This window comes from Agromyces seonyuensis (genome assembly GCF_009789225.1).
GTDB lineage: Bacteria > Actinomycetota > Actinomycetes > Actinomycetales > Microbacteriaceae > Agromyces > Agromyces seonyuensis.
In genome coordinates this window covers 25,725-43,270 of sequence record NZ_WSTA01000015.1, presented here as the reverse complement: position 1 = coordinate 43,270, position 17,546 = coordinate 25,725, and the positions used below count along the sequence as shown (strand labels likewise).

Here is a 17,546-nt window from a genome sequence, read left to right as displayed (position 1 = left end):
GTGTCCTGCGCTTTCTGTTCGGTTTCGGTCGATGGAGGTCGATGGAGGTCTGCGGCGCCCGGCCGCACTGCGCTGCGCGGTCCGGATCAACTCGTTTGCGGAGCTGCCGAGCCGACCGTCGGCGGTGCGGTCGCGCGGCGCTTGACCACGAGCTCGGGCGCCTTGGTGACGAGGAGCCAGAGCGGCAGCACCGCGATGCACAGCAGCGGCAGCACATGGAGGTCTCCGACGAGGGCGACGCCGACGAAGATGGCGATCCACCCGTCCTTCGTGGCGGCGAGCGTCGCCCCGAAGGCGCCGGCGGCGATCGCGGCGGCGGGCGGCGCGTCGGGGAACACCGCCATGGCGAGCACGCCGACCGCGGTGCCGATGAAGACGATCGGGAAGATGCGGCCGCCCCGGAACCCGGCCGCTGCCGCCACCACGAGCGCGAACACCTTGATGAGGACGATCAGCACGAGCTGCCAGGCGGTGTAGGCGGTGGGGTCGTCGATGAGCTCACCGGTCTGCTCGAGCCCCTTGAAGAGCGTGATCGGACCGCCGATCGCACCGAGGAGGCCGAGCACGAGCCCGCCGAGGGTCGTGAAGACGATCGGATGCTTCAGGGCGTGGAAGAGCCGGTGGACGTGCGGCAGCAGCCAAGCGGCGAGGATGCCCGCCGCTGCGCTCGCGATCGCGATGCCGATGATCCAGGCCAGCGCCGAGAAGTCGACCGTCTCGAGCGGTTCGACCGAGAAGGCGAACGCCGGAGAGCCGAGCAGATGCATCGTGACCGCCCCGGTGCCGGCGGCGGCGAGCGGCAGGAAGAGCTTGTCCCAGAGGCTGCCGCCCATGCGCAGCGTCGCGACCGTGCCCGTCAGCACGAGCGCGGCCGCCACCGGCGTGCCGAACAGGGCGCCGATGGTCGCGGCCGAGGCGAGCAGCATCCCGAGCTTGCCGGGGATGCGTGTGAAACGCGTCAGCGCGGCGACGGCGATGGCGCTGTTGATCGCGATAATCGGGTTCTCGGGCCCGAGGCTGACACCGCCGGCGAGACTGATCGTCACGACGACCAGGAGGCTCGGCAGCACGTGCAGGGGCAACGGCGGCTCGTCGTCGCCGATCTCCGCGTGGGCCGAGTCGGGACCGGCGTGGCCCGGCACGAACTGCACGACGGCGCCGATCGCGAGGCCGACCACGGTGAGCATCCCGATGATCCACCACGGCGAGTCGGGCGAGATGCCGAACGCGCTCGGCAGGCTCCCCCACAGCCAGTCCTGGAGGTACTCGGCGAGCCGATCGAGGCACCACAGCACGAGCGCCGAGACCGCTCCGATGAGCAGCGCGGGGATCGCCATGAGCGCGAGCGTCTTCACGCTCGGCGCAAGGGCTTCCCCCTCGGGCGCGGCACCCGCCGCCGCTCGCTCCGAGTCCGTGCCGTCGGCCATCGCACCTCCCCCAAGGTCCGCAACCATCCTGGCCCAACCCCCGAGGTCATTGCGAGTCATCCTCGCGATTCGCTGGACGTTTCATGAGGATGGGCGATACCGTTCAGGCACCGGCGCGCCCGGGAGAGACGCGGGGGCGCATCACACCGAGGGGGAAAATCCGACCATGAACTTCTGGGAGAGCTTCTGGGACATCATCTGGTGGTTCCTGTGGATCTTCGTGTTCGTCGCCTACCTGTTCGCGCTGTTCGCGATCATCGGCGACCTGTTCCGCGACACGAAGCTCAACGGCTGGTGGAAAGCGGTGTGGATCATCTTCCTGATCTTCGTGCCGTTCCTCACCGCGCTCGTCTACCTCATCGCCCGAGGCACCGGCATGGCCGAGCGCTCGGCGAAGGAGGCCAAGCAGGTGCAGTCGGCGACGGATGACTACATCCGGCAGACTGCCGGCACCGCGGCGAGCCCGTCCGACGAGATCGCGAAGGCGAAGGGGCTGCTCGACACGGGTGCCATCTCGCCCGAGGAGTTCGAGTCGCTGAAGGCGCACGCGCTGTCGAAGACGAAGTGACGTCGCACGGTCGGGGCTCTCCGGCCGGGACGACGACGAGGGGCGGATGCTGCGGCATCCGCCCTTCGTCGTGCCGGGCGGACATCCACCACTCGCCGTGGGGCGTCGCCCGGGAATAGGCTCCGAGCATCGACGGCGCGCGGGGGCGACGCCGCGGCAAGGATCGGGGGATCCGATGACCGACACGATCGCATTCCAGAGCGAGGCGGCTGAGCGGCGCCGCGACCGCCGCGCAGACGGCCGGGCCGTGCGAGATCGGCTGCCGCTCGCCGACCTCGCCGTGCTGCCGCCCGTCGACCGCGACCCCATCGCGACGCTCGAGGAGCAGGCGAAGACCCGCGTGCCGCGCCTCATCGCCTTGCGGCACGGGCGGATGGCCGCGTCGCCGTTCGCGTTCTACCGCGGCGCCGCGGCGCTGATGGCGGACGATCTCCGGGCCGGGCCCGACACCGGTCTCGTGACGTGGCTCTGCGGCGACGCGCACCTCTCCAACGTCGGCGCCTATGCGTCGCCCGAGCGCACGCTCGTGCTCGACCTCAACGACTTCGACGAGACCTCGAAGGGGCCCTTCGAGTGGGACGTCAAGCGCATGGCCGCGAGCTTCGAGATCGCGGGCCGCACCCGGGGGTTCGACGAGGCGACGCGGCGCGGGATCGTCGCCGACCTCGCCCGCGCCTACGCGGAGGCCGCCCGCGACGCGTCCGAGATCCCGACGCTCGAGCTCTTCACCGCGCACGTCGACGTGCAGGACGTGCTCTCGCGCATCGCCGGCCGGTTGTCTCCGACCGCCACGAAGCGCCTGCGCAAGAGCGTGGCGAAGGCGCGCACGCGCAACAGCCGCCAGGCGGCGGCGAGCCTCGCCGACCGCGTCGACGGCCTGCCGCGGTTCCGGTCGGAGCCGCCGCTGCTCGTCTCGCTCGACGACGTCGCCGCGGAGTTCGGCGTCAGCACGCCGGACGCCACGAGGCGGATGGAGGACATCCTCGCCGCCTACATCGCGACCCTGCCGCCGGAGCGCAAGCGCATCCTCGAACGCTTCCGGCTCGTCGACGCCGCCATGAAGGTCGTCGGGGTCGGCAGCGTCGGCACGCGCGCGTGGCTCGCGCTGCTCGTCGGCAACGGCCCGAAGGACGTGCTCGTGCTCCAGGCGAAGGAGGCGCAGCGCTCCGTGCTCGACGACGCATCGCAGCCGAGCGTCTACCCGAACGAGGGGGAGCGGGTCGTGCACGGCCAGCGCATCATGCAGGCGCTCGGCGATCCGCTGCTCGGCTGGACCCGCGCCGAGGGGCTCGACGGCGTGGAGCGCGACTTCTACCTCCGCCAGTTCCGGGACTGGAAGGGCGGTGCCAGCACCGAGACGATGGAGGCCGAGACGATGACGGTCTACGCCGAGTACTGCGGGCTCGTGCTCGCCCGGGCGCACGCGCGCGGCACCGACGCCGCCCGCATCTCGGGCTACCTCGGCCGCTCGAAGGAGTTCGGCGAGGCGCTCGCGGAGTTCTCCGTCGCCTACGCCGACCGCACCGAGCTCGACCACGCCCGACTGCTGCAGGCGATCGCCGACGGCCGGCTCGAAGCGGTCGCCGAGTGAGCGCGCCGGCGACGTCGGGCACGTCGCGGGCGGTCATCCCGCTCGCCATCGCCCAGTTCCTGATGGTGCTCGACAGCTCGGTCATGAGCGTGTCGATCAGCCGGCTGGTCGAGGACTTCGACACCGACGTCGCGACCATCCAGCTCGCGATCACCCTCTACGCCCTCGTGATGGCCGCGCTCATGCTCACGGGCGGCAAGATCGGCGACTTCGTCGGACGGCTGAAGATCTTCCGCATCGGCCTCGTGATCTACGCGGTCGGCTCGCTCACCACGGCGCTCTCGCCGACGGTCGGCGTGCTCATCGCCGGCTGGTCGTTCGTCGAGGGCGCGGGCGCGGCGCTCGTGCTGCCCGCCCTCGCCGCGCTCGTCGCCGACAGCACCGAAGGGCCGAGTCGCGCCCGCGCGTACGGCATCATCGGCGGCTTCGCGGGTGCCGGCATCGCCATCGGACCGCTGCTCGGCGGCTGGGTGACGAGCGAGTTCACCTGGCGCTGGGTCTTCGCGGGCGAAGTGGTCTTCGTCATCCTCGTCATCGCCCTCAGCGGCTGGATCACCGACGCCGGCAAGCCCCAGCCGTTCCGGCTCGACGTCGTCGGCGCGATCCTCTCGGCGGGCGGGCTCTCGCTCGTCGTCGTCGGCGTGCTGCAGAGCGGCACGTGGGGCTGGTTCCAGCCGAAGGCCTCGCCGATCGAGCCGTTCGGCTTCGCCCTCACGCCGTTCGTGATCGGGGCGGGCCTCGCCGTGCTCTGGGCCTTCTTCTCGTGGGAACGACGGCGGAAGGCGCGCGGCCGGCTGCCGCTGCTCGACGTCTCGAACCTGTCGCGACCCGTGCTGCGCTCCGGGCTCTCGAGCCTGACGGCCCAGAACCTCATCCTGCTCGGCATCTTCTTCGCCGTGCCCGTCTACCTCCAGGTGACGCAGGGCATGGATGCCTTCCAGACCGGCCTGCAGCTGCTGCCGACGTCGATCATGATGCTGCTCGCCGCCGCGATCGGGGCACGGCTCGTCTCCCGCTTCGGCTCCCGGCTCATCGTGCGCGCCGGCCTGCTCACGATCGCCCTCGCCTGCGGCCTCATCGCCTGGACCATCGAGCCCGAGCTCGCGAGCGTGCCGTTCGCGATCGGCATGGCGCTCGTCGGCCTCGGCACCGGCCTGCTCGCCTCGCAGCTCGGCAACGTCGTGCTCTCCTCGGTGCCCGCCGAGGCCCGGAGCGAGGCGGGCGGGCTGCAGTACACCGCGCAGAACCTCGGCTCCTCCCTCGGCACGGCCCTCATCGGCTCGTTCATGATCGCGTCGCTCTCGAGCGCCGTGCTCGGGCTCGCCGCCGAGGACCCCGACATCGACGAGGCGGTGCGGCAGCAGACGACGACGGTCGTCTCCGCGGGCATCCAGTTCGTGCCGCCGGCGCAGGCCGAGGCCGCGCTGCTCGAGGCCGGATTCCCGCCGGAGCAGGTCGACGACCTCGTCGACGCCTACTCGGAAGCCCAGCTCACGGGCATCACCGCCGGCATGCTGACGTGCGCCGGCATCGCGCTGCTCGCCCTGCCGGTCACCCGCCGGCTGCCGGGCCGCCCGGAGCGCTCGAGCCCGGAGGCGGCGACCGCCGCGCGCTGACGGCGGCCTGCTTCCGGCCGCGGCGTGCGATCTTCGCCGCCTCGTCCTCGGCGTCCATGATGCGCCGAGTCGAGTCGAGGTCCCCGAGGGCGGGGCGGATCCAGGCGAGCTGCGGGTTCGAGTCGACGAGCAGCATCCGCACCATGAGCGTGAGCGGGATCGCGAGGATCGCGCCGATCGGCCCGAGCACGACCGCCCAGAACAGCACCGAGATGAAGGTGAGGGTCTGGCTGAGCGAGACGGCGTTGCCGACGACGCGCGGCTGGATGACCGACTGGATGACGCCGTTGATGACGCCGTAGACGACGATGACGGCGATCACGAGCGGCCAGCCGCCGACGAGCGCGCCGAAGACGATGGGCGGCACGAGCGCGATGAAGTAGCCGATGTTCGGGATGAAGCTGCACAGGAACGAGAGCATGCCCCACAGCAGTGCGCCGGGGATGCCCATGAGGGCGAGCGCCGCCCAGTTGACGATGCCCTGCGCCGCGCCGAGGGCCGTGGTCACGACCATGTAGCGGCGCACGCCGACGGTGAAGCCGACGAGCGCCCCGACGAGGATCGGCCGGCGGGGTCGCAGCTCCGCCAGGATCGTCGAGGAGTAGCCGGAGTCGGCCGCCATCAGGATGAGCAGCGTCAGCAGGATGACCGCCGCCGAGATCAGTCCCGCGGCGCTGCCGAGCACCCCGCCGAAGAAGCCGATGAGCGTGCCGGGGTCGAACCCGCCGAGGATCGATTGCACCTGCTCCGCGCCGATGCCGAGGCCCTCGAGCCAGGTGCCGAGGTTCGCGACCCAGGCCTCGAGCTGCGGGAGGTAGTCGGGCAGCAACGTGCCGAACTGGGCGATCGAGACGAACAGCAGGGCGCCGAAGCCGAAGAGCAGGAGCACGACGGCGAGGAGCACCGACACGGTCGCGACGCCGCGCGGCACCCCGCGACGCTCGAGGGCGGTGCGGATGGGATGGACGCAGATCGTGAGCACGAGCGCGAAGAACGCCGAGGCGAAGATCTCGGCGATCGCTGCGACCCCGAACGAGGCGACGGCGGCCCCGCCGAGGCCGAGCAGGATGAATGCCGTCCGGTGGGACGTTGGCGGCCCCTCGACGCTCGGGCCGTCCGGATTCGCCTCGGGCGCCGCCTTCGGCTTCTGCCGTGCACGCTTTCCCCACATGCGGGCCCCCCTCCCTCGCGCGACCGTCACGGCCGACGCGCTAGGACGAGCGTGGCACGCCGGGGGCCCGCGCGACAGAGGACGTGCGGTCAGGCCTCCATCGGGTCGAGCACTTCGAGCATCGACCCCTGCACGAATCCGGCCCACTCGTACGCGGCGCGGAGGTAGTCGTCGCGCTCGTCGTCGTCTTCGGGCTCGCCGTTCTCGCCGAGGCCGACCCGCTCCGACAGGATGAGCCGGAGATCGGTGAGGAACGTCAGCCACGACCACGCCTCGACCTCGTCGAGGACGACCTCGATCGTGGGATGGCCCTGCTCGTTGCGCGTGGCGTCGCGCACGATCTGCGCGGCCTGGCGCTTGCCGTCGCGGAGGCCGCCGCGCGTGTAGCGGGAGTACTCGGCCTCTGCCTCGGCATCGTCGGGATACGCGTTCGGCAGGAGCCGGCCGACGGCGGGGTCGTCGGGCGTGCCGAGCAGCAGCACCGAGTCGACCTGGTCGGCGAGCTCGGCGAGCAGCATCGCCTCCTCCGACTCGAGCACGAGCCGGACCCCCTCCGCCCCCGGGCGCGACGCGACGATCATCCGCTGCTCCGCTGCACGGTCGCCTGCAGCCCGTACCCGTGCATGGCCTCGACGTGCGCTTCCATCGACTCGCGCGGTCCCGACGCGACGACCGCTCGGCCTTCGTGGTGCACCAGCAGCATCCGTCGTTCCGCCTCGTCGGGCGTGAATCCGAAGTGGGTGCGGAAGACGTAGCTGACGTAGGTCATGAGATTGACCGGGTCGTCCCACACGATCGTCTGCCAGGGCAGGTCGGGGCGGAGCGCGGTGCGCGTCTCCTGCTCGACCTCTGGCCGTTCGATCGTCTGCGTCATGCCGTCCAGACTTGCACGATTCGCGGATGCTCGCACCAGGGGCAGCGGACGCTCGTGGCAAGCGTCCGGCGAGGGCGCTCCGGTCGCGTGTCGCGGCCGTGTCGCGCCCGTGTCGACGTCGGGTCGGGGGTCGAGTCGGGTCTCCCGGGCGGGATCGCTTCCGGGAGGGTCAGCGCCGGGTCGAGGCGGTGATCGTGAACTTCGGCGTGCGGGCGATCTGCCGCGTCGGACCGACGATCCGCTCCAGACGGCCGCGGTAGCGCAGGTGCGAGTTCCAGACCGTCCAGAGCTCGCCGCCGGGCGCGAGCACGCGGGCGGCATCCGCGAAGAGCGATTCGGCGATGCCCTCGGTGATCGCGGCGCCCGCGTGGAACGGCGGATTGAGGACGACGAGCCGCTCGCTCGAGTCCGGCAGGTGCTCGAGGCCGTCGGACTGCACGGCGCCGACGCGGTCGTCGAGCCCGTTCGCCGCGGCCGTCAGCGTCGCGCTCGCCGCCGCCGCCGCCGAGCGATCGCTCGCGACGACCTCGAGCGCCGGACGCCTCGCGGCGGCCCAGGCGCCGATGACGCCGTTGCCGCAGGCGAGGTCGATGAGCCGCGTCGGGGCGTCGGCACCGGCGAACGCCCCGTCGAGCACGCGGAGCAGCTCGCGCGTGCCGAGGTCGAGGCTCGCGCCGGCGAACACGCCGCCGTGCGCGACGAGCGTCAGGCCGACCTCGTCGACGCGGGCGTGCTTCGGCCAGGTCGGCGCGACGGCACGGGCATCCGGTTTCGGCGAGCGCGCGATCAGCACGCGGGACTTGCCGCGGGCGAGGGAGACGTCGAGTCGGTCGAAGTGCCGCCGCAGCACGTCGTTCATGCCGAGGGTCATGTGCTTGAGGCGGCCGCCGGCGACGATGACCGCCTCGGGGTCGGCGTGCCGAGCCGCGAGTTCGGCGACCTCGTCGAGCCGGTCGAGCGCGCGCGGCAGCCGCAGCAGCACGAGCCGCGCGCCGGCGAACGTCTCCGGGCCGAGCGGTGCGGCGGCGAACGCGTCGTCGAGCCCCACGCGCCCCGCGTTCGAGGCGACGGCCCGCTCGGAGGTGATCGTGTCGGTGTGCGAACGGATGCCTCGCGCTCCGGCGGCCGCCGCGCCGAGCGTGAGCGCGCCGTAGCCGTCGTCGATGACCGCGAGGCCGCCGTCCGCGGCATCCGCGAGCCAGGGCGCCGCCTCGTCGAGCAGCAGCGCATCGGCCGAGTCCGAGGCCGTCAGCCCCGGCCCCTCGACGTCGGGGGTCCGCCGCAGCATCCCGGGCTCGTAGTCCACCCGTCCACGCTACCCGGCGCTCCGCGCACCGGCCCGTCTGCGTCGCGGCAGGGCCGCCGACGGCCGCCGTGACCATTCTGTTACCCTCGTCGGTGCATGGGGAACGAACGCCGACCCGACGAACGTCGTCACCGCGCGGCTCCGCGACACGGAGCCGCGGTGCAGGGCGCCCCCGCGCGGCCCGCTCCCCCGACGCGACGCGAACGGCGGCTCGACCGGGCGATCGCCGCCCCTGAGCGCATCCGGCACTCCCGCTCGACGACGCGACTCGCCGCGGTCGCCGCGGTCTTCGGCCTCGTCGCGACCTTCGCCGCCGCGCCGCTCCTCGCGCACCCGTCGCTCACCGCGAGCACCGCGACCGCCGCATCGGGCTCCGTCTCCCTCGCCGAGGTCGCCCAGTCGCTCGAGTCCAGCGCGACGAGCCAGCCGACCGGGCTCGGCGTCGAGTCCTACGGCGTGGTGACCGGCACGAAGACCCTCGTCGAGAACGCCAGCACCAACTGGGACTGGGCGCGGCTCGTGCTCGTGGAGGGCGAGTTCCCCGTCACCGAGTCCAATACCGTCGTGCTGCTGCGGTGGATGCGCCAGGAGAACGGCGTCGACGACTGGTGGAACCGCAACAACCCGCTCAACAACGGCAACGGGTCGGGCGGCGGCGCGGGCCTCGGCAGCTACGACACCCTCGTCGACAGCGCGCACTACGCGGCCGACAGCCTGCGGCGCTTCTCGTTCTACGACTCCATCGAGACGGCGCTCGACACGGATGCCGACCCCGCCGTCACGGCCGCGGCGATCTGGGCGTCGCCGTGGGCGACGAGCCACTACGCGAACGGCACGCACTGGTCGACGCGCCCCGTGCAGGAGGTCGCCGCGCCCGAATCGGCGTGGGGCCGCTGAGCCGGCCCGTCAGCGGTCGAGCGGACGCCAGATGACGACGGCGTCGCGCCGCGAGGCGCGGGTGCCGGACTTCAACGGCACGACCTCGCCGTGCGCGGCGGCCGCGAACACCCGGCGGCCGGGGCGCTGGAGCAGCTCGTCGGCGAGCATCCCCTCGAGCTCGCGCACGCGCGTGCGGAGGGCCGTCACCTCGTCCTCCAGCTCGAGCACGCGCCGGATGCCCTCGAGACTCACGCCCTCGTTCGAGAGGTGCTGGATCTCCCGCAGCTTCACGACGTCGCGCATCGAGTAGCGGCGGGAACCGCCACGGGTGCGGCTCGGTTGCACGAGCCCGATCCGGTCGTACTGCCGCAGCGTCTGCGGATGCATCCCGGCGAGCTCGGCCGCGGCCGAGATCACGAAGATCGGGCTGTGCTCGTCCATGCTCAGTCCGCCCGGGCCTTCGCGAGCAGGTCCTCACGCGGGTTCTCGTCGGGCAGGTCCGCGGCGAACTCCTTGAGCTTCGCCTCGGCGTCGGCCGAGAGGTGCGACGGCACCGCGACCTGGACGACGGCGAGCAGGTCGCCGGTGCCCTTCTTCGTCTCGACGCCGCGGCCCTTGACCCGCAGCACCCGGCCGCTCGGCGTGCCGGGCGCGACGCGGAGCTTGACGGGGTTGCCGCCGAGCGTCGGCACTTCGATGGTCGCGCCGAGCGCCGCCTCGACGAAGGTGATCGGCACCGTGACGCGGAGGTTCAGGCCGTCGCGCTCGAACACCGGGTGCTTGCGCACGTTGACGGTGAGGATGAGGTCGCCGGGCTCCCCGCCGTCGGGCGAGGGGTTGCCCTTGCCGCGCAGGCGGATCTTCTGGCCGTCGGAGACGCCGGCCGGGATGCGGACGGTGATCTCCTTGCCCTCGCTCGTCTGCAGGGTGATCTGGTCGCCCTGCGTGGCCGTCGCGAACGAGAGCGTCGTCGACGCCGTCATGTCGCGGCCTCGCGACGGACCGCCGTACCCGCGGTAACCGCCGGTCGGCTGGCCGAAGCGGCCCGAGCCGAACATGCCGCCGAGCAGGTCGTCGAAATCGCCGCCGCCCTGCTGGTAGGTGAAGCGCTGGCCGCCGCCGCCCTGGCCGAACATGCCGCCGAAGACGTCCTCGAAGCCGCCCGAGCCGGCGCCGCCGGGCGCGGTGAACCGGGCACCCGAGCCCATCGCGCGCACCTGGTCGTACTCGGCCCGCTGCTCCTTGTCGGAGAGCACCGAGTTCGCCTCGCTGATCTCCTTGAACTTCGCCTCCGCGGCGGCGTCGCCGGGGTTCTGGTCGGGGTGGTAGGTGCGGGCGAGCTTGCGGTACGCCTTCTTGATGTCGGCGTCGCTCGCGTCCTTGGCGACGCCGAGCACCTGGTAGAAGTCCTTGTCGAACCAGTCCTGACTGGCCACGGGCACCTCCGATGCGTCGCGGGAAAATCTGGATGCCGCCGGTCGAGGAGGGCGGAGCCCGTATCGAGACCACGTTACGGGTCTCGATACGGCGCTGCGCGCCTACTCGACCGACGGATGCCGGTCTCTCGACCAGCGGATGGATGCGGGTGGTTACGCGGGGACCGCGACCACGACCTTCGCGGCCCGGAGCTGCACGGAACCGAGGCGGTAGCCGCGCTCGACGACGTCGAGCACGGTCTCGCCCTCGGCGTCGGGCTTCGGGAACTGCGCGATGGCCTCGTGCTGCTGCGGGTCGAACGCCTCGCCGACCTCGCCGAACGCCTCGAGTCCGAGCCGCTCCATGGAGGAGCGGAACTTCGCGGCGATCGTCGCGAACGGGCTGTCGGCCTCGAGGTCGCCGTGCTTCTCGGCACGGTCGAGGTCGTCGAGCACCGGCAGGAGGCCGGAGACGACCGAGCCGATGGCGCGCTCCTTCTCGACCTCGCGGTTGGCCTCGGTGCGACGCCGGTAGTTGGCGTACTCCGCGGTCAGGCGCTTGAGGTCGGCGAGGTGCTCGTCGCTCGGTTCGGCGGCTTCGGTCTCGGCGGCGTTGAGGATGTCCTCCACGTAGAGCTCGTCGTCGCCCGCGTCCTGCGCGTCCGAGGCATCCTCGGTCGCCTCGGTCGCGGCGTCGGTCGCGTCATCCGTCGAAGGGTCGGAGGCGGGCGCGCCCGCACCGGGCGTGCCCTCCTCCTCGGGCTCGACGGGCTGCTGCTCGTCGGTCATGATTACTTCTTCTCGTCCTCGTCGTCGATGACCTCGGCGTCGACGACGTCCTCGTCGGCCTTGGCCTCGCCGGGCTCGTCGGCCGGGGCGTCGCCCGCCGCGGCGGCCTGGTCGGCCTGCTGCTGCTGCTGGGCGTAGATCGCCTCGCCGAGCTTGCCCTGCGACTGCGAGAGCTTCTCGAAGGCGCCCTTCACCGCGTCGTCGTCATCACCCGCGAGGGCCGACTTCAGCGCGTCGACGTCGCCCTGCACCTCGGACTTGACGTCGGCGGGGAGCTTGTCGTCGTTGTCCTTGATGAGCTTCTCGACCGAGTAGGCGAGCTGCTCGGCGGAGTTGCGCGTCTCGGCGGACTCGCGGCGCTGCTTGTCCTCCGCCGCGTGCTCCTCGGCCTCGCGCACCATGCGGTCGATGTCGTCCTTCGGCAGGCTCGAGCCGCCCGAGATCGTCATCGACTGCTCCTTGCCCGTGCCCTTGTCCTTCGCGGACACGTGCACGATGCCGTTGGCGTCGATGTCGAAGGTGACCTCGATCTGCGGGATGCCGCGCGGCGCCGGCGCGATGCCGGTGAGCTCGAAGGTGCCGAGCGCCTTGTTGTCGCGCGTGAAGTCGCGCTCGCCCTGGAAGACCTGGATCGCGACCGACGGCTGGTTGTCGTCGGCGGTCGTGAAGGTCTCGGAACGCTTCGTCGGGATCGCGGTGTTGCGCTCGATGAGCTTCGTCATGATGCCGCCCTTGGTCTCGATGCCGAGGCTCAGCGGGGTGACGTCGATGAGGAGCACGTCCTTGCGCTCGCCCTTGAGAACGCCGGCCTGGAGCGCGGCGCCGACGGCGACGACCTCGTCCGGGTTGACGCCCTTGTTGGCCTCCTTGCCCGTCTCCTTCTTGACGAGCTCGGCGACGGCCGGCATGCGGGTCGAGCCGCCGACGAGGACGACGTGCGCGATGTCGGCGAGCTTGATTCCCGCCTCCTTGATGACGTCCTCGAAGGGCTTCTTCGTGCGGTCGAGCAGGTCGCTCGTCATGTTCTCGAACTGGGCGCGCGTGAGCGTCTCGTCGAGGTTGGCGGGGCCGTTCTCGGTGAGCGAGAGGTAGGGCAGCTGGATGCTGGTCGACATGGAGCTCGAGAGCTCCTTCTTCGCCTGCTCCGCGGCCTCCTTGAGGCGCTGCTTGGCGATCTTGTCGTTCGAGACGTCGACGCCGGTGGTCTCCCTGAACTTCTTCACGAGCCACTCGACGACGCGCTGGTCCCAGTCGTCGCCGCCGAGGCGGTTGTCGCCGGCGGTGGCGCGGACCTGGATGGTCGAGAAGTCGTCGTCCTTGCCCACCTCGAGGAGGGACACGTCGAACGTGCCGCCGCCGAGGTCGAAGACGAGGATGAGCTCGTCCTCCTTGCCCTTGTCGAGGCCGTAGGCGAGGGCGGCCGCGGTGGGCTCGTTGATGATGCGGAGCACGTTGAGGCCCGCGATCTCGCCGGCCTCCTTCGTGGCCTGGCGCTCGGCGTCGTTGAAGTACGCCGGGACGGTGATGACCGCGTCGGTCACCGTGTCGCCGAGGTACTGCTCGGCGTCGCGCTTGAGCTTCTGCAGGATGCGCGCCGAGATCTCCTGCGGCGTGTACTCCTTGCCGTCGATCGACTGCGTCTTCCAGGTCGTTCCCATGTGGCGCTTGACCGAGGCGATGGTGCGATCGACGTTGGTGACGGCCTGGCGCTTCGCGGTCTCGCCGACGAGCACCTCCCCGTCCTTGGTGAACGCGACGATCGAGGGCGTCGTCCGGAAGCCCTCCGCGTTGGCGATGACGACGGGCTCGCCGCCCTCCAGGACCGAGACGACCGAGTTAGTGGTTCCGAGGTCGATTCCGACTGCACGTGACATGTGTGTTTCTCCTCCTGCCTGTGCGGTGTCTGTCGCCGCACCGACGATGGCCCGCCCTTGCTGGGCCGCGGCCGAAAGTTCACGGGTGCCGGGAGTTGAGTCCCGACCGCTCAATGTTCCCTCCGGGCATCCTCGCTGTCAAACTCGGATGCCCGAAGTTGAGCACATCAGACTCAACTCTCGGCCGACGTTCAGTATTCCGACCCACGGCACTCGTTCTGGGGTCAGGCGGGCGCCCGCCGGGCCGACCGCGCCCGAATGCCCTGCGATAGCCTCGCTCAGATCGGCGCGGCCCCGCCGCCGGAGCATGCAGCTGAGGAGAACCCGTGAGGACACGCTGGTCGGAGGTACTGCTCGCCGTCGGAGCGGCGGTCACGGTGCTGCTCGCCGTCGTCGTCGTGGGGCAGTCGATCGTGCTCATCGCCGGCGGCACGGTGCAGCCCGCGGTCACCGTCGCGAGCCTGCTGCTCGTCCTCGTCGGCCTCTGGTTCGTCCTCCGCCGCTCGGGCCGATCCGAGCGGCTCATCGCGATCATCGGGCTGCTCCTCGTCGTCGGCGTCTCGATCGTCTTCGCCATGCTCACGATCGACCTCTCGTGGGACGGCAACCAGTACCACAAGGTCGCCACGGGCGCCCTCGCGGGCGGCTGGAACCCCGTGTGGGAGTCGATCAGCGCGTGGAACGTACGCCCCGGCAACCCGGTCCCGGTGCCCGAGGACTACGCGATCTGGAACGACCACTACCCCAAGGCGTCCTACCTCTTCGCCTCCTCGCTCTACCAGCTCACCGGCACGATCGAGGCGGGCAAGGCCTTCAACGCCCTCATGATGTTCGCGGTGTTCGCGCTCGTCGCCGGCTACCTCGCCCGGCGCATCGGCCGCTGGCCGGCCCTGACGGTCGCGCTCCTCGCTGCAGTGACGCCCGTGACGGTGGCACAGGTCACCACGTACTACGTCGACGGCATGCTCGGCGGCCTCATCCTCGTCATGGTCGTGCTCCTGACCATGTGGGTGGACCCCGGCTGGGAGGCGCCCGACTGGTGGCCCGCCGTCCAGGTGGCCACGCTCGCCGCCGCGATCGTCGTCCTCGTCAACGTGAAGTTCACGGGCCTCGTCTACGCCGGCCTCTTCGGCGTCGTCTACTTCGCGTGGCTCTGCATCCGCTGGCGCACCCTGCGGCGCGCGGCCCTCACGGTGCTCGCCACGGGCGCCGCGGCACTGGCGGTCGGCCTGCTCGTCGTCGGCGCTTCCTCGTACGTGCGCAACACCGTGACGATGGGCAACCCGCTCTACCCGCTCATCGGCGGCGACAGCGTCGACATCATCACGATGAACCAGCCCGATTCGTTCGACGGACTCGACCCGGTCTCGAAGTTCGTGCTCGCCAACCTCAGCGCGGCGTCCAACGACAGCGTGAGCGGCCCGATCGAGGCCGTGCTGAAGATCCCCTTCACGTTCACGTCGGACGAGCGCGGCCTGCTCGGCGCCGTCGATGTGCGCATCGGCGGGTACGGCGTGTGGTTCGGCGGCATCCTGATCGTCGCGCTCGCACTCGGCGTCTACCTGCTCGTCCGCCACGCCCGGTCGTCCACGGCGATGCTCCCTGCCTTCCTGCTGCCGCTCGTGGCGACGGCGATCGGCATCCTCATCGTCGACGGCTCCTGGTGGGCGCGGTACACGCCCCACCTCGTGCTGCTGCCGCTCATCGTGCTGATCGCGCTCTTCGCCACGCGGGCGCGCATCCTCGCGTGGCTGCTCGCCGCCCTCCTCGCCGTCAACGTCGCCCTCATCGCGCAGCCGCACGCGCTCGTGCAGGTGTGGGCCGCCTCGCCGTCGCTCGAGGAGGCGATCGACGAGGCCGGCGGCTGCGTCGCGGTCTACTCGCTCTCGAACACCGGCGGCGTCATGCCGGGCATGCTCTTCGACGTCGAGGACACCGCCCCGGAGACCCGATTCCTCACGACCGAGGAGTACGAGGACATCCCCGAGGACGAGTTCGTCTCCTACCGCATGGTCGGCTTCGTGGAACTGGAACTGCTCCCGGACGGCTGCCGGACGGACTGAGCCGGCGCGCGGACCGCGTCAGCGGTCGGAGGACGCGTCCTCGACGACGGGCACGTCGGAGCGCGACGCCGGGAACACCCAGTAGGTGTAGGCGAAGTAGCGGAAGACCGTCGCGACGGCCTGCCCGATGACCGTGCCCCAGAGGTTGTCGGCGACGATGTCGTCGAGCCCGAGCACGAAGCGCGAGAAGCCCAGGCACGCCAGGTGCAGGAGCACGGCGACGACGTTCGAGAGCAGGAAGCGCACCAGCTCCCCCGACGACAGGGGGGCGGGACGGTCCCGGTAGGTCCAGAGCTTGTTGCCGAGGTACGAGACGGCGAGGCTGATGACGAGCGAGATCGACTTCGCGAGCAGCGGCTGGTCGAAGAGCGGCCCGTGACCGCCGGCGAATACCAGGAGGTTGTAGACGACGGCGTCCACGAGGAAGCCGATGAGGCCCACGACGAGGAAGACCGACCCCCGCTTGAGATGTCCGACGAGGAACCCGATCGCCGGGTTCGAGCGGCGTGCGTCCTCGGTCATCCGCCCAGCACCGTCGCAGCGATCCAGACGATCGCGATCAGCCCGAAGGTCGCCAGGCTCACGCGGTTGCGGACCGCGTAGATGAGCGGATCGTCGTGCATCTCGCCCCGGATGGTGACGAGCCAGAGCCGGGACACCCAATAGAGCAGGAGCGGCACCGCGAGCCAGAGGATCTGCGGGATGCGGTACGCCTCGTCGCTCGCCGCCGAGTCGATGTAGAGCACGAAGACGAGCACCGCGATGAGGCTCGAGGCGACGCCGAGCGCGAGCACGAGCTGCGCGTCGCCGCGCTCGTAGCCGCGGGCCGTGCCCTTCGCGCCGACCGCGTAGAGCTCGCTGTAGCGCTTGACGAGCGCGAGACCGAAGAAGAAGAACGCGGCGAAGGCGAGCAGCCAGATCGTGGGCACCACGGCGATCGCGATGCAACCGGCGACGAGGCGCCACGTGTAGAGCAGCGCGAGCGTGGTGACGTCGATGATCACCTTCCGCTTCAGCCAGAACGAGTAGAGCGTCGTCATGACGACGTACGCGAGGATCGTGACGAGGAACCACGGCCCGACGACGAGCGCGAGCCCCAACCCGGCGAGCCCGACGACCGTGCCCCCCACGATGGCGTGCGGGATGGGGATCGTCCCCGCGGCGATGGGCCGGTGGCGCTTGCTGCGATGACGGCGGTCCGCGTCGATGTCGGTGAGGTCGTTCCAGATGTAGACGCTCGACGCGGTGAGGCTGAACGCCAGGAAGGCGAGCACGGCGCTCAGCAGCGCGGCCGGGTCGGCGAGCAGTTGCGCGGTCGCGAGCGGCACGAAGACGAGGAGGTTCTTCGCCCACTGGTGGACGCGGAGCTGGGAGATCCAGGCGCGCGCCTTCGAGCGGCGCGGGAAGTCGGCGTCGACGACCGGGATGCCCTGGTCGGCGAGGCGACCGCGGACGGAGCGCGGCGCGTCGACGGCGATCGCCGCGGCGGCGCCTTCCCAGACGGAGAGATCCTTGACGCTGTCGCCCGCGTACGTCCACGGCCCGCCGCCGAAGTGCTCGTCGACCGCGCGGGCCTTCTCGGCCGAGCGCAGGTTCGGCCCCTCCGGCGGGGTCGCGATGACGGCGTCGAAGCCGCCCAGGTGCGCCGCGACCGCTTCGGCGTAGGGCCGGGACGCCGCCGTCGCGAGCACGATCTCCGCACCTTCGGCTCGCCGCTCCTCGAGGAGGGCGAGGAGTCCGGCGTTGTACGGCAGCAACGACATGTCGAGGTCGACCCGCTCGGCGAGGCGGCTCTTCAGCTCGACGGGTCCGCGGGCCGTCCAGGCGAGCACGTCGGCCCAGCCGAGCGGCGTGCGGAGCACGTGGCGCACCGCGGACTCCCACAGCAGGTCGCTGCGGATGAGCGTGCCGTCCAGGTCGACGGCGATCTTCTCGGTCATATCCCTCGATGCTCGAAACCCGGTCGGACGCGG

16 protein-coding genes are annotated in these 17,546 nt (G+C 71.2%); 5 read left to right on the top strand and 11 right to left on the bottom strand.

Annotated elements, in window-relative coordinates; all coding sequences use genetic code 11:
• Nucleotides 1-86: 86 nt before the first annotated feature.
• Nucleotides 87-1,427, bottom strand: a complete 1,341-nt coding sequence (locus tag GB864_RS05135) for an ion channel protein (protein ID WP_160423272.1) — start codon at nucleotides 1,425-1,427, stop codon at nucleotides 87-89.
• Nucleotides 1,428-1,593: 166 nt separating this feature from the next.
• Here GB864_RS05135 and GB864_RS05130 point away from each other — a divergent pair, with 166 nt between their 5' ends.
• From GB864_RS05130 to GB864_RS05120, 3 genes are all read left to right on the top strand, one after another.
• The gene (locus GB864_RS05130) at nucleotides 1,594-1,995 is read left to right on the top strand and encodes an SHOCT domain-containing protein (RefSeq protein WP_160423271.1); all 402 of its coding nucleotides are present in this window, start codon (nucleotides 1,594-1,596) and stop codon (nucleotides 1,993-1,995) included.
• A 175-nt stretch (nucleotides 1,996-2,170) separates the two neighbouring features.
• The gene (locus GB864_RS05125; RefSeq protein WP_160423270.1) at nucleotides 2,171-3,586 is read left to right on the top strand and encodes a DUF2252 domain-containing protein; all 1,416 of its coding nucleotides are present in this window, start codon (nucleotides 2,171-2,173) and stop codon (nucleotides 3,584-3,586) included.
• A complete protein-coding gene (locus GB864_RS05120) occupies nucleotides 3,583-5,202 on the top strand; it encodes an MFS transporter (RefSeq protein ID WP_202106992.1) in 1,620 nt (539 codons plus the stop codon). The genes GB864_RS05125 and GB864_RS05120 overlap by 4 nt, the downstream gene beginning before the upstream one ends.
• Here the strand turns inward: GB864_RS05120 and GB864_RS05115 are convergent.
• The 4 genes from GB864_RS05115 to GB864_RS05100 form a co-directional block, all read right to left on the bottom strand.
• Nucleotides 5,138-6,373, bottom strand: coding sequence for an AI-2E family transporter (locus GB864_RS05115; RefSeq protein WP_160423269.1), 1,236 nt, complete (start codon nucleotides 6,371-6,373; stop codon nucleotides 5,138-5,140). The genes GB864_RS05120 and GB864_RS05115 overlap by 65 nt on opposite strands.
• Nucleotides 6,374-6,462: 89 nt before the next feature.
• Nucleotides 6,463-6,954, bottom strand: coding sequence for a DUF2017 family protein (locus GB864_RS05110; RefSeq protein ID WP_160423268.1), 492 nt, complete (start codon nucleotides 6,952-6,954; stop codon nucleotides 6,463-6,465).
• Nucleotides 6,951-7,247, bottom strand: coding sequence for an ATP-dependent Clp protease adapter ClpS (gene clpS / locus GB864_RS05105; protein WP_160423267.1), 297 nt, complete (start codon nucleotides 7,245-7,247; stop codon nucleotides 6,951-6,953). Before clpS ends, GB864_RS05110 begins: the two co-directional genes overlap by 4 nt.
• Before the next feature lie 169 nt (nucleotides 7,248-7,416).
• Entirely contained in the window at nucleotides 7,417-8,535 is a 1,119-nt protein-coding gene (locus GB864_RS05100; protein ID WP_160423279.1) for a class I SAM-dependent methyltransferase, read from the bottom strand.
• Nucleotides 8,536-8,712: 177 nt separating this feature from the next.
• On the opposite strand from GB864_RS05100, the gene GB864_RS05095 reads away from it, so the two are divergent.
• Nucleotides 8,713-9,450 carry a hypothetical protein gene (locus GB864_RS05095; RefSeq protein WP_160423266.1) on the top strand — a complete coding sequence of 246 codons (738 nt, stop codon included), beginning with the start codon at nucleotides 8,713-8,715 and terminating at the stop codon, nucleotides 9,448-9,450.
• Nucleotides 9,451-9,459: 9 nt separating this feature from the next.
• On the opposite strand, the gene GB864_RS05090 is transcribed toward GB864_RS05095, so the two are convergent.
• The 4 genes from GB864_RS05090 to dnaK form a co-directional block, all read right to left on the bottom strand.
• A complete protein-coding gene (locus GB864_RS05090) occupies nucleotides 9,460-9,873 on the bottom strand; it encodes a heat shock protein transcriptional repressor HspR (RefSeq protein WP_160423265.1) in 414 nt (137 codons plus the stop codon).
• A 2-nt stretch (nucleotides 9,874-9,875) separates the two neighbouring features.
• Nucleotides 9,876-10,868, bottom strand: a complete 993-nt coding sequence (locus tag GB864_RS05085; RefSeq protein ID WP_160423264.1) for a DnaJ C-terminal domain-containing protein — start codon at nucleotides 10,866-10,868, stop codon at nucleotides 9,876-9,878.
• Between the two features lie 153 nt (nucleotides 10,869-11,021).
• Nucleotides 11,022-11,636: a nucleotide exchange factor GrpE gene (locus GB864_RS05080; RefSeq protein ID WP_160423263.1), complete on the bottom strand. Its 615-nt coding sequence runs from the start codon at nucleotides 11,634-11,636 to the stop codon at nucleotides 11,022-11,024.
• Between the two features lie 2 nt (nucleotides 11,637-11,638).
• Entirely contained in the window at nucleotides 11,639-13,510 is a 1,872-nt protein-coding gene (gene dnaK / locus GB864_RS05075) for a molecular chaperone DnaK (protein WP_160423262.1), read from the bottom strand.
• Between the two features lie 326 nt (nucleotides 13,511-13,836).
• On the opposite strand from dnaK, the gene GB864_RS05070 reads away from it, so the two are divergent.
• Nucleotides 13,837-15,573: a hypothetical protein gene (locus tag GB864_RS05070; RefSeq protein ID WP_160423261.1), complete on the top strand. Its 1,737-nt coding sequence runs from the start codon at nucleotides 13,837-13,839 to the stop codon at nucleotides 15,571-15,573.
• 18 nt (nucleotides 15,574-15,591) lie between these two features.
• Here GB864_RS05070 and GB864_RS05065 read toward each other — a convergent pair whose 3' ends face one another.
• Both GB864_RS05065 and GB864_RS05060 read right to left on the bottom strand, forming a co-directional pair.
• Nucleotides 15,592-16,095: a GtrA family protein gene (locus GB864_RS05065; RefSeq protein ID WP_160423260.1), complete on the bottom strand. Its 504-nt coding sequence runs from the start codon at nucleotides 16,093-16,095 to the stop codon at nucleotides 15,592-15,594.
• A complete protein-coding gene (locus GB864_RS05060) occupies nucleotides 16,092-17,513 on the bottom strand; it encodes a UbiA family prenyltransferase (RefSeq protein ID WP_160423259.1) in 1,422 nt (473 codons plus the stop codon). Before GB864_RS05060 ends, GB864_RS05065 begins: the two co-directional genes overlap by 4 nt.
• Nucleotides 17,514-17,546: the final 33 nt, after the last annotated feature.

What these genes read in the sequence shown, in the direction of transcription:
- GB864_RS05135 (WP_160423272.1), bottom strand. Translation starts at nt 1,427, where the DNA reads ATGGCCGACGGCACGGACTCGGAGCGAGCGGCGGCGGGTGCCGCGCCC.
- GB864_RS05130 (WP_160423271.1), top strand. Translation starts at nt 1,594, where the DNA reads ATGAACTTCTGGGAGAGCTTCTGGGACATCATCTGGTGGTTCCTGTGG.
- GB864_RS05125 (WP_160423270.1), top strand. Translation starts at nt 2,171, where the DNA reads ATGACCGACACGATCGCATTCCAGAGCGAGGCGGCTGAGCGGCGCCGC.
- GB864_RS05115 (WP_160423269.1), bottom strand. Translation starts at nt 6,373, where the DNA reads ATGTGGGGAAAGCGTGCACGGCAGAAGCCGAAGGCGGCGCCCGAGGCG.
- GB864_RS05110 (WP_160423268.1), bottom strand. Translation starts at nt 6,954, where the DNA reads ATGATCGTCGCGTCGCGCCCGGGGGCGGAGGGGGTCCGGCTCGTGCTC.
- clpS (WP_160423267.1), bottom strand. Translation starts at nt 7,247, where the DNA reads ATGACGCAGACGATCGAACGGCCAGAGGTCGAGCAGGAGACGCGCACC.
- GB864_RS05100 (WP_160423279.1), bottom strand. Translation starts at nt 8,535, where the DNA reads ATGCTGCGGCGGACCCCCGACGTCGAGGGGCCGGGGCTGACGGCCTCG.
- GB864_RS05090 (WP_160423265.1), bottom strand. Translation starts at nt 9,873, where the DNA reads ATGGACGAGCACAGCCCGATCTTCGTGATCTCGGCCGCGGCCGAGCTC.
- GB864_RS05080 (WP_160423263.1), bottom strand. Translation starts at nt 11,636, where the DNA reads ATGACCGACGAGCAGCAGCCCGTCGAGCCCGAGGAGGAGGGCACGCCC.
- dnaK (WP_160423262.1), bottom strand. Translation starts at nt 13,510, where the DNA reads ATGTCACGTGCAGTCGGAATCGACCTCGGAACCACTAACTCGGTCGTC.
- GB864_RS05065 (WP_160423260.1), bottom strand. Translation starts at nt 16,095, where the DNA reads ATGACCGAGGACGCACGCCGCTCGAACCCGGCGATCGGGTTCCTCGTC.
- GB864_RS05060 (WP_160423259.1), bottom strand. Translation starts at nt 17,513, where the DNA reads ATGACCGAGAAGATCGCCGTCGACCTGGACGGCACGCTCATCCGCAGC.